This is a genomic window from Sphingobacterium sp. BIGb0165 (assembly GCF_024810095.1).
In the GTDB taxonomy this organism is placed as follows: domain Bacteria; phylum Bacteroidota; class Bacteroidia; order Sphingobacteriales; family Sphingobacteriaceae; genus Sphingobacterium; species Sphingobacterium detergens.
The window spans coordinates 651,399-661,851 of sequence record NZ_JANUEB010000003.1; the positions used below are offsets into that span (position 1 = coordinate 651,399).

Annotated in this window: 12 protein-coding genes; 6 read left to right on the forward strand and 6 right to left on the reverse strand. The window is 36.3% G+C overall.

Going from position 1 to position 10,453, the window contains the following annotated elements:
• The first annotated feature begins 159 nt into the window (after nucleotides 1-159).
• Both M2408_RS09260 and M2408_RS09265 read left to right on the forward strand, forming a co-directional pair.
• Nucleotides 160-753 (forward strand): DMP19 family protein, encoded by a 594-nt coding sequence (locus M2408_RS09260; RefSeq protein WP_259181103.1) that lies wholly within the window; start codon nucleotides 160-162, stop codon nucleotides 751-753.
• A 102-nt stretch (nucleotides 754-855) separates the two neighbouring features.
• On the forward strand, nucleotides 856-1,254 hold the full coding sequence (locus M2408_RS09265; protein ID WP_259181104.1) for a hypothetical protein: 399 nt from the start codon (nucleotides 856-858) through the stop codon (nucleotides 1,252-1,254).
• A 38-nt stretch (nucleotides 1,255-1,292) separates the two neighbouring features.
• Here M2408_RS09265 and M2408_RS09270 read toward each other — a convergent pair whose 3' ends face one another.
• The 3 genes from M2408_RS09270 to M2408_RS09280 form a co-directional block, all read right to left on the reverse strand.
• Nucleotides 1,293-1,763, reverse strand: a complete 471-nt coding sequence (locus tag M2408_RS09270; RefSeq protein WP_259181105.1) for a DinB family protein — start codon at nucleotides 1,761-1,763, stop codon at nucleotides 1,293-1,295.
• 432 nt (nucleotides 1,764-2,195) lie between these two features.
• Nucleotides 2,196-2,954 (reverse strand): leucine-rich repeat domain-containing protein, encoded by a 759-nt coding sequence (locus tag M2408_RS09275; protein ID WP_259181107.1) that lies wholly within the window; start codon nucleotides 2,952-2,954, stop codon nucleotides 2,196-2,198.
• A 15-nt stretch (nucleotides 2,955-2,969) separates the two neighbouring features.
• Nucleotides 2,970-3,572, reverse strand: coding sequence for a carboxypeptidase-like regulatory domain-containing protein (locus M2408_RS09280; RefSeq protein WP_259181109.1), 603 nt, complete (start codon nucleotides 3,570-3,572; stop codon nucleotides 2,970-2,972).
• Between the two features lie 560 nt (nucleotides 3,573-4,132).
• Here M2408_RS09280 and gndA point away from each other — a divergent pair.
• The 3 genes from gndA to pgl are packed head-to-tail and all read left to right on the forward strand — an operon-like array spanning nucleotide 4,133 to nucleotide 7,769.
• A complete protein-coding gene (gndA, locus tag M2408_RS09285) occupies nucleotides 4,133-5,557 on the forward strand; it encodes an NADP-dependent phosphogluconate dehydrogenase (RefSeq protein WP_259181111.1) in 1,425 nt (474 codons plus the stop codon).
• A gap of 2 nt (nucleotides 5,558-5,559) precedes the next feature.
• Nucleotides 5,560-7,041, forward strand: coding sequence for a glucose-6-phosphate dehydrogenase (gene zwf, locus M2408_RS09290; protein WP_259181112.1), 1,482 nt, complete (start codon nucleotides 5,560-5,562; stop codon nucleotides 7,039-7,041).
• A 17-nt stretch (nucleotides 7,042-7,058) separates the two neighbouring features.
• Entirely contained in the window at nucleotides 7,059-7,769 is a 711-nt protein-coding gene (pgl, locus tag M2408_RS09295) for a 6-phosphogluconolactonase (protein ID WP_259181114.1), read from the forward strand.
• An 82-nt stretch (nucleotides 7,770-7,851) separates the two neighbouring features.
• On the opposite strand, the gene M2408_RS09300 is transcribed toward pgl, so the two are convergent.
• Nucleotides 7,852-8,733 carry a DJ-1/PfpI family protein gene (locus tag M2408_RS09300; protein ID WP_259181115.1) on the reverse strand — a complete coding sequence of 294 codons (882 nt, stop codon included), beginning with the start codon at nucleotides 8,731-8,733 and terminating at the stop codon, nucleotides 7,852-7,854.
• Nucleotides 8,734-8,854: 121 nt separating this feature from the next.
• Here M2408_RS09300 and M2408_RS09305 point away from each other — a divergent pair, with 121 nt between their 5' ends.
• Nucleotides 8,855-9,259 carry a right-handed parallel beta-helix repeat-containing protein gene (locus M2408_RS09305; protein ID WP_259181117.1) on the forward strand — a complete coding sequence of 135 codons (405 nt, stop codon included), beginning with the start codon at nucleotides 8,855-8,857 and terminating at the stop codon, nucleotides 9,257-9,259.
• A gap of 90 nt (nucleotides 9,260-9,349) precedes the next feature.
• Here the strand turns inward: M2408_RS09305 and M2408_RS09310 are convergent, their stop codons facing one another.
• Nucleotides 9,350-9,604, reverse strand: a complete 255-nt coding sequence (locus tag M2408_RS09310; RefSeq protein ID WP_259181119.1) for a hypothetical protein — start codon at nucleotides 9,602-9,604, stop codon at nucleotides 9,350-9,352.
• Between the two features lie 5 nt (nucleotides 9,605-9,609).
• Complete coding sequence (locus M2408_RS09315; RefSeq protein ID WP_259181122.1) at nucleotides 9,610-10,095, reverse strand: hypothetical protein; 486 nt, start codon at nucleotides 10,093-10,095, stop codon at nucleotides 9,610-9,612.
• Nucleotides 10,096-10,453 lie beyond the last annotated feature (358 nt).

Here is a 10,453-nt window from a genome sequence, read left to right on the forward strand (position 1 = left end):
ATACTTTTCGGTATCTCCCATATACCGCTTACATACACCTTGTTTTCCTCGGATAGCCTCCAGAGCAGCCATACTTTTGCTATATACATAAAAACAAAAGAATATGGCAAATCAATGTATATATTTGAGTACTAAAAAGGTTTAAAGATGATAAAATCAATGAGAACACAAATTATTACCATTGGAATTATAATAATAATGATTTTAAATTTGTTTGGCTGTTCTAAACGTACTAAGCAACACAATGGTAAGCCATCAATCGAGACTTCATTAACCGAACAAATTATTGATACGACTTCAGATGACATGTTATTAGAAGTCGTTTATGATAATCTCTTTCGTAAGTTATCGGCGGCATATGACAAAGAATATGAAATCGTCTTGTCTTGGAACAAATCTAGACAAGCAATTTATATGATCAGTCAATTACAAGCAGAAGTAAATAATGGTGGTTATAATCAATTTTATTTCAATTCAAGTGGTCAATTTGCTACCGCGTTGCCAGAAGCGTTGAAATTGGTCGGCGCTACTAAATTTGCTGATCTGACCGAGCGAGCAAACAGCACGTTTGAAAAAGAGAAATCGAAAATAACTGAAGATCAGGATGGCACGATAGAAGGTTTTAGTAAATCCTATGAGAACAATCCGTTGAACAAATTTGACGAGGAATTCTACAAACTTAATGAGGCTAAAAACTTGCAAAAAATTCAGGTTGACTACATCCGAAAGAACAAGAAAGAGTTTACTGATTAAATCCGAAGTTAGCCCTATACTGTACAATACCTTTGAACAAGTCACCAAAAGTTCTTTTCGTGAGCTGCCTGTCTTTAAACTATTTTACCTCTACATATAAATATGTCAAAATCTCACCCTTCCGATGGTTGCGCAGCAATTTCTGTTTTAGCGGTTACCATTGTTTTATTTATAGGAATTATCCTTTTTCTTACCCAAAAATCATATTTAATTAATTATTTTGGAGAATCGTCAAATGGCGAAATTGTAAGAATAGATAGTATTCACCGAGGATATTACAAATACGAATTTCAATACGGCATAAAACAATCAAATGGAAAATTTGCACTTGTTACCGAAGGAAATTATAAAAATAAGAACCATCAATTAGGAGAAAAGGTAAAAATAAAAACGTACAAAAATGAATCAGATTTTGAGGCCCAATCTCCAAACTGGTATTTGTTAATACCTTTAGTTTTGGTGTTTGCTCTTTTTGTAAGAGTGTATTTTATTTTCAGATAAATTCTAAATAATTAAAATAGATATGACATAAATATATCTTATTTACTAAGAAGTTTTAAGTAGCTTAATATTATTCCACTGTGTTCGGCTTCGTGAAAGTTAGCGGCTTGAAGTGCTTGAATGTGATTATTTATAAAAATGCCAATCGGTAAGCTAAAGGGCTGGTATTTAACAAATATACCCGATTCTAGATCTTTACCAAGTTGATTTACTGTATAAAGTAATAAATGTTTTATTTCATCAATGTCTGGAATACTTTTCCAAGTATGTGGTGAAGTTCCAATTTTGAACATTTCCATAAATTCCTGCGATATATGCATTGGTAATCCACTACGCATATACATATGCCGCTGTTGAGATGTGATACAGTGACCAATTTGCCAAACTATATTATTGTTAAAGTTTTCTGGAATTTTAAATAATACTTTGTTATCAACAGTTTCTATTAATTGTAATAACCTAGTTCTGCTAGCTTTTAAAATTTCAAATTCAAATAATTCATTAGTCATATTGCTGATTTACACCAAATATAAAGAAAGCAGAATGCTTTCTTTATTAAAAAGAAGGCTCTTAACAATTATATTTATTTTGTTTAAAAATTCCGCTTATCCAAACTATCCTGATAGATGATTTTTTCAAGTTCATTTATTTCAGCTTTGATTTGTTCTTTCGGCATCGAACTATAATGTATATACTCATCAGTTCCCATGCTGTCGTCGTTAAACCACCCACCATTTAGGTACTTGTAGAGATCATTGAGGTCGGCTATATCCTGATTTATCTAAAAACAAGGATGAAACCAAATCCAGAAATCCACTTGGTCGTTATAAGGATGGGGGAGGGTACAATCCCTGTACTACGGAATAGATCTCCAGGATGTTCTTTATACCCAAAGTGCGTAAACTTTTCGTTGAAATTTTCTGGAAACTATTGAAAAAGATTTACCACTCCATTTTTTCTAAACTCACAGTTCCGCTCATATTAACATTTGATAGGTGAGTGTAAGAGCAATCTAACTGTTTAAGTTCTCTTAATCCATACACATTAAGATCATCCAGCGGATTATCCCTCAGAGACAGTTCTTCAAGATGAGTAAATTTACTAAAATCCAATTTCGACAATTGATTCTCGTCTAACCTGATCAGCTTTACTGCAGGGCACCCAGTTACATTAAACTCTGTGAGCATGTTTTTCTGAAATTCGATATGTATAAGATTTGGAAGATTGGAAATGTTGACTTTGCTGACAGCATTCTGTAGCATTTTTATCTCTTCAAGCTTTTGCAGTCCTGTTAAATCTATGGTACTAATTTTATTCTGGTGAATGTGTAAAGTCCGGAGGTTTGTCAGTCCCTTAAGGTTGATGCTTTGGATCTGGTTATCGTATCCAAATATCTCTTCCAGATTTTTCAAGCCTTCTAAGTCCAATACTTTTACCTGATTGTTCCAAAAGCTCAGCTCTTTTAAGTTAGTGAAATTTTTAATGCCAACCAAGGAACTAATACCTGCTTTATCAAGACTCAGCCTCGTCACTTTCTGTGCTTCAGTAAGCTGGATTTCTTGATCTCCATTAAGATCAATACCCTCAGCCACCAATTGCTTTTTGAAATTAGGATCGGGTATTTTTATAGTTTGAGCGAGACTAGTGAAAGATACCGACATCCCAACGATGATCATGTATAAATACCAATGTTTTTTCATGATTTTCTCTAATTTTTAATTACTCACCATCACATTTACAACTGCGCCAGCTTCTTTGACTTCAACAAATCCACCGACTTCATTCTCTATAAAAACGTCGTAATGATGATCCTCATAAATTGGCGAAGATCCTAAAGCATATCCGTAAACATTATAAGAGGTGCTGGTTCCTGTTTGCACGGCAACGGTTTTTTGCCTGGCAAATGCAATCCAACTAATGATATAATATTTCCCAGGTTTCAGATTGGTAAACTGAAAAGTACCTTTATCATCCAAAAATCTGCCTTCTATCCGATAAGTAAATGCAACAGGGCTCATTGTAGCCTGCTTTTTACGACTATTAAATTTTTTCTTTAACTCCAGAAACTCGGTGAAATAGGGTGTTACCGGGAATAGTAGGATCTGGCTTCCTTTAACTCCAAAATTATCTTTCCCCTTTTTCTTAAGTGTAGCGGTGCCTTCTATTGTAGCGCTTCCTCTTTCCATCAATCTTGCTGTCTCCGCTTCATTAAAAGGCGTAGTGGGAAGAACCCATTGAGGAGCTTTTTGTGCATAAGCAATGTTGCAGCCTAAAAAAAGCAACAAATTAATCGAGAATATCTTTGGCAATGTTTTCATATTTTTATTGCTTCAATTTTTTGTGCATTTAAAATTTAGTAGAACTTATGGCTTATTAATAACTTCAGATTCGTTTTTTGAGCTCAAAAGTTATGCCATCAGTTGCGGTTAAGGTGATTTTAAGTTTCTTATGGTAGTTATAATCGCTAGCTAATCTCCGTAATCGTTAACTCTGCCTACTTTTCGGTATCTCCCCGATACCGCTTAAGAGGGTTTCATTTTGACGGCAAAAGCATGGGCTTATTGGCAAGGCAATTGTTTAGATAGCTGAAAATTTTCATTATCAAAACAAACTATTGTAATTAGTTTGATTGTTGTATTTGATTCAAGAAACTGATTTATCGCGTTAATCGATATTTGGGCGGCCAATTTCTTATTAAAAATTACAGAATTTGGACCTGAATTAGTTTATGTTTTGAATGGTGCCATTATCAACGTATTAATTAATGACCTTTTCCAGTTGATGATAAAAATGTCACAATTGAAAGAAAATTTTAGATAATTTTTTTACTGGCATGCATTTCAGTAAATTTGATGCATAACATAAACTTTAAGTAAGAATGGAAAAGTATAATTACGGGGTCATTGGTCTGGGTGTAATGGGAAGAAATCTGCTTTACAATATTGCCGATAATGGTTTCTCTGTCGTAGGATTCGATTTAGATGAAGAAAAGGTAGTAGAACTTCGTAAAGGAGTAGCTTCAGGTACAAAGGTTGTTGGAACTGTTTCTCTAGAGGAATTTGTGTTGAGTTTAGACAGTCCGCGAAAAGTTATTTTGATGGTTCCTGCAGGCAAACCGGTTGATGCTGTTCTTGAAAGCATAACACCACTTCTGAGTCCAAAAGATGTTGTCGTTGATGCGGGAAATTCTTATTTCAAAGATACTGAGAGACGTATAGCTGATTTAGCTTCTAAAAACCTTCATTTTATGGGAATGGGAGTTTCTGGAGGAGAGCAGGGCGCAAGAAGAGGACCAAGTATTATGCCGGGTGGAGATTTGGAAGTTTTCAATTTGGTGAAGCCTATGCTGGAAGTCATTTCAGCAAAAGTAAACGGGGAGCCCTGCACCGCTTATATGGGCAAAGGAGCTGCAGGAAATTATGTTAAAATGGTTCACAACGGTATTGAATATGCCATCATGCAATTGATCAGTGAAGCATACGATTTACTGCGAAAAGGAGCTAATCTTAACAATGAACAATTGCATGAAGTTTTCAAAAGATGGAATGAAGGCGAGATGAATTCTTTCCTTATCGAAATAACAAGAGATATTTTCCAGCAAAAAGATGATGTAACAGACGGTTTTCTTGTCGACAAGATTTTAGATAAAGCAGGAGCAAAAGGAACCGGAAAATGGACCTCCCAGGAGGCTATGGAAGTTGGGGTGTCTATTCCAACCATCGATATTGCAGTAACATCAAGAATTTTATCCGCTTACAAAGATGAGCGCGTGAAAGCTTCTCAATTATATGCTAAGGAAGAAGTAAAAACTCCTGAAAATACAGAATTGTTCATCAAAGAAGTGGGGGAAGCTTTGTATTTATCTACTTTAATCAGTTATGCTCAAGGTTTGGCATTATTGGTAAAAGCTTCTGAAGAATATCAGTTTGAAATTCCGTTAAAGGATGTTGTTAAAATCTGGAGAGGTGGATGTATCATCCGTTCGGTTTTATTGGAAAAATTTTATCTGGCTTATTCAAAAGACGAGAACTTATCTAATATTTTATTGGATCAGGAAATTTCAGAAATTGTAAAAGATAAAATTTCTTCATTAAGAAAAACAGCTGCTTTTGCTGTATCAAACGGAATTCCAAGCTTGGGAATTCAGTCGGCTCTAGGGTATTTCGAAGCTTACACCACAGCATCTTTACCTGTAAACCTGCTTCAGGCTCAGCGTGATTATTTTGGTGCACACACTTACCAAAGAACTGACAGAGCAGGAGTCTTTCATACGTCATGGCAAAACCCAAATAACGGAATCTAACAATGAGTGACAATACAATCCTGCATCCAACCACCATCGTTATTTTTGGTGCAACAGGGGATTTGGCAAAAAGGAAGCTTTTTCCTGCCTTCTACAATTTATATATCGATGGCAGAATGCCAAAAGGGTTTAATATTTTAGCTTTAGGAAGAGCCGAAAATACGGATGAAAAATTCAGGGCTTATATTAAAGAAAATCTGGAGAGTTTTTCCAGGAAGCCTGTAATCAAGGAAGATTGGGCTGGTTTTCAGGCTCACATCAGCTATTTTCAGCATCAGCTTGATGAAGAAAGCTCTTATCGGAATTTATATCAGAAACTGGAAAATTTTGATAAAGTGTATGGAATGAGGGGAAACAGACTTTTCTATTTGTCGATTGCACCAAACTTTGTATCGGTCATTTCAAATCATCTTAAAAATACATCAATAGCATCTGATCCTGCAACAGATCGAATTATTATCGAAAAACCTTTTGGTCACAATAAAGAATCTGCCATTGAGCTAAATAATCTTCTTTCACAAACTTTTCAAGAAGAACAGATTTATCGTATCGATCATTATTTAGGTAAAGAAACCGTTCAGAATATTTTGGCGTTCAGGTTCGGAAATTCAATTTTTGAACCTCTTTGGAATCACAGACATATCGAATCGGTGCAGATTACGGTTTCCGAAGAAGTAGGAGTGGAAACAAGAGCGAGTTTTTATGAGCAGACAGGAGCTTTGCGCGATATGATTCAGAACCATCTTTTGCAAATTCTTTGTATGGTTGCTATGGAACCTCCGGCGTCACTTGAATCGGGTGAGATCAGGGATCGTAAAGTGGATGTTTTAAAATCCATCCGTAGGATTTCTCCCGAAAAAGTAGATCATTATGCGGTAAGAGGACAGTACGGACGAGGCAAAGTAAATGGGCTAAAAGTAAATGGCTATCGCCAAGAAGAGGGAATTGCTCATGATTCCAATACGGAAACATTTGTCGCTATTAAGTTTTATCTGGATAATGAAAGATGGGAGGATGTTCCTTTTTATGTTCGTACCGGGAAGAAGATGAAAGAAAAGCATTCTTATATAACGATTCAGTTTAAGCCACTTCCAAATTCTACGTTTTCAGAAAGCACCTCGCTTCTGTCGGCTAACCGATTGGTTATTAATATCCAGCCACAAATGGACATCAGATTGCAGTTTATGTCTAAAAAACCTGGCTTGTCTTTAGAGCTTAAACCTGTGGAAATGATTTTCGATAATTTTGCCTGTCAGACCGATACGCCCGAAGCTTATGAAACGCTTTTATTGGAAGCACTTGTGGGAGACCTTACACTGTTTATGCGCTCTGATCAGGTAGAAGAAGCTTGGGATGTGATAAAAACGATTCAGGAAACCTGGGAAAAAACCAAAGACACATCTTTCCCAAATTATGCTTCAGGAAACTGGGGACCTGATGAAAGTGATGTACTGGTAGAGAGGCAGGGACATCAGTGGGTTTAAAATCTAATGAAAAGAAAATGAATATTACGATATTTGATAATCTCGATGCTTTATATAAAGAAGCAGCAGATACATTTGTTGAGCTTTCGAAAAAAGCAATCCAGAAGCATGATAAATTTGTGGTCGCGTTGAGTGGTGGCTCTTCACCGAAAGCCATTTTTAGCTTGTTAGCTACTCCCGAGTACGCAGATAAAATAATTTGGAACAAAATCCATTTTTTTTGGGTAGATGAAAGATGGGTCCCTCTTGAAGATGAGAAAAGTAATTTTAAGATGACTTTGGAAGTGCTTTTGAATAAAGTTCCAGTCAATAAAAATCAGATTTTCCCCATGTATAAAGAGGGAATTGAGCCTGAAAATTACGCTAAAGAATACGAAACTCAAATCAGAAATGTTTTGGGAGCTGACGGTATTTTTGATTTCGTCCTCTTAGGAATGGGAGATGATGGCCACACAGCTTCTCTGTTTCCAGGTGAAAAGATTTTACAAGAAAAAGAAAAATGGGTTGATGCCTACTATCTAAAGCCACAGACAATGTTCAGAATTACTTTGACTGAACCTATTATCAATAAAGCTGAAAATATTCTGATTGTTACATTTGGTAAATCCAAGAAAAACGCTTTGAATGAAGTTCTTAATGGTGTATATAATCCTGAACTATATCCGCTACAGTTAATTGAAGACAAAGCAGGAGTCCAGATTTTTACCGATAAAGAAGCTGGAATTTAAAGTCATTTAGCTATAGTGGACATCTAGCCAAAAAGGCTCCCTTATTGATTAATAAGGGAGCCTTTTATTTGAAAAAAATAGCCTATCCATTTTCCACTCTTGATTTTTCATAGACGAGAAGTTCATCTGCGCAGAGTTTGCCGAATTTATCAGCCGCTAATGGGCTATCAGCAGTAATCAATTTTCTGTCAACGTGACAATCGCCGGCAATTTTTTTATTCAAAATTTCAACCCCAAGTTGTTTGAGTTTTTCGCCATAAAACCAAGGCATCTCGCCCGGCTGGTATCCACTTTCTGGTAAAGTCTTATCCATTTCATCAGGAAACGAATTAATCTTATACCCCTTGAAGGGAAACTCAGCGTCTCCACAATTTGCTGCGCTTAAGAGCGCTGCCGGACCATGGCAGATTGCCAATAGATATTTATCTTCAGCTACTGCCCATTTGATAAGTTCTTTTACATCATTATTTTCAGGTAGTCCGAGCATTGCGCCATGCCCGCCTGGGATGAAAACGGCCACGTAGTCGACATATCCTTTATTCGTGTCGGCTATAAAATCCCGCAGGTTGTGCGGGTTTGAAAATTGCGTATTATACTTGTCGAGGACTTTACCGATGTTTTCATCTTCATAGGGCATAGCCCACATTTCAAATTTTACAGGATCACCGGTGGGGGTGTAGAAGTCAACCTCAAATCCAGCCTGTTCGAAATGAAGAATGGGAACCAGTGTTTCGACCGGATGATTACCCGTTGAAAATTTCTTTCCATTTTTCATTGTCATATAGCGCTCTTCTGTACAAAGCACAAGAATCTTCTTTCGGGTGTCCTTGTTGACATCACTGTACTTTTTTTTGCTGTAATTTGTCTTGGTCGTAACCATTGCCTTCCTTGAAAAAAAGGAAGGTTCGTAGCCAATGCCGTCAAATACAGGTTCTTTGCTCAAATCGTTTGAAAATAATGACATAGTAATATTTTTTTAGTATTTGTAATTCGTGCTATTGATTAGCTTCGAATGTCAAACTTTCCACATTTTATAAATCTTTAAGAGATAACAATATCAAAGCCCATGCTGTTTCAGATAAAAAATGTTTGTGGAAAGCAGCAGCGCCCAAAGAAGGTGCGGGAATTATAGGAAAGTATTCGTGTTGCGCAATATCAGTATCAATAAAATTCAGACCACTGTCAATGGTGAGGGGGTAAGGGTACAGGGAGAAGCTTTCTGTTCACATGATGATATTACAATGTCCGATATTTATATTGGCAATAGTCAGAGTACCGGAGTTTTGGCTACCTATTCCAATCGGATTACAGTTAACAATTTAAAGATTGATAAGGTCAATACCTCTCGCGGAATGCAGTTTACGCTATGCAATAATATTCATGTACAGGGAGGTTATATCTCCAATATCGGTAATTATGGAGCAGGCTTTACAGATTGCAAAGATGTACTTATTAGCGGTTTGAAGATTACAAATCCAGGAGCGATCTGAATTTATTAAAATTAGTAATTCATCACCGAATTCTCTACTTTTAAATGCTCCAGTTTTTTGGGGAGAGGTTACTTTTCATATTTACCACTATTATTTACTCCTTATTAAAAGCCAAACCGTACCGGCTATTAAAAAAATGCCGGAAATAAAAATGGTTACCCTAAATGCTTTGCGTCCCAACCAATAACCAATGGGGTTTGTTACCGAATTGTAAGGTGGGTTGTACAACCAGTTCCAATTACCAATTGCCGACCACGTAAAGAAAATCCCCAGCACAAGCATAAAATATTCGAAGCCGTGCTTTTGGCCAGAAATGTACTGTTGTGCCTGTTCTAAATAATCCATTTGGTTTATTTATTTACGCTCCACGATTTATCGTACCAATCGCTGTTGCTGTTAATTCCCAATTCAAATTTTTCTTTATCGACATTTGCCGTTTGGACGATTTTTTCAAATGCAGATTTGCCAATTTTTTTAAGCACCAGATGCCATTTTATTGGCACTGTTTGGTGCTCACATTCTTCAAAACTTGCCCATTCAAAATCGGCAGGATTGTAAAGCCGATCACTTTCTTCGGGCTTAAAAAGCTCCGCCTGTTCCAAATCTCCTTCGGCAAGAAATTTTTCATATTTTTTCCTGTCCCAATCGTTTGATTTTTCGATTTTTTGCAATGCATTTTCCTTGCTGTCAAAACTTATGGCACTCACTTTTGCATCTTTATCAGTCCAAATGCTGGCTGTATAAATAATAAAGTTTGGATGCTCTTCATTCATTCTTTTGATAGCTTTTTCAAGCATTGCGTTTAGCTCTGTAATATAGGTGTCTTGAGTTTCCATAGTGGCTGTTTTTTAAGGTTTTCAGTATCGAAAATTACGCCAATTCTTTTTCCATTTTTATACAGAAAATAGTCACTGAACATTGCTTCAATAATTAGGTTATCTATGCTTTTGATTTTCTTACGAAATTCTTCTTTGATTTTTTTTTGTTGTCATATCTTGTTCTGATTAGTTTGTCTGTATGTAAGTACAACGTTTCGGGGGCTTTGCGATGGTGGGACAATCGAAGCACAAAAGCTTGTTTTATTACTAATGTTCAATTAAAAGAACTGCTGTTCAGTTTTGAGCTTCAGTCCGCCTGACGCAAAACCCTTGTTACCAGCAGTATTATTTTTCTGTAAGTCTGGTTAATAATTCT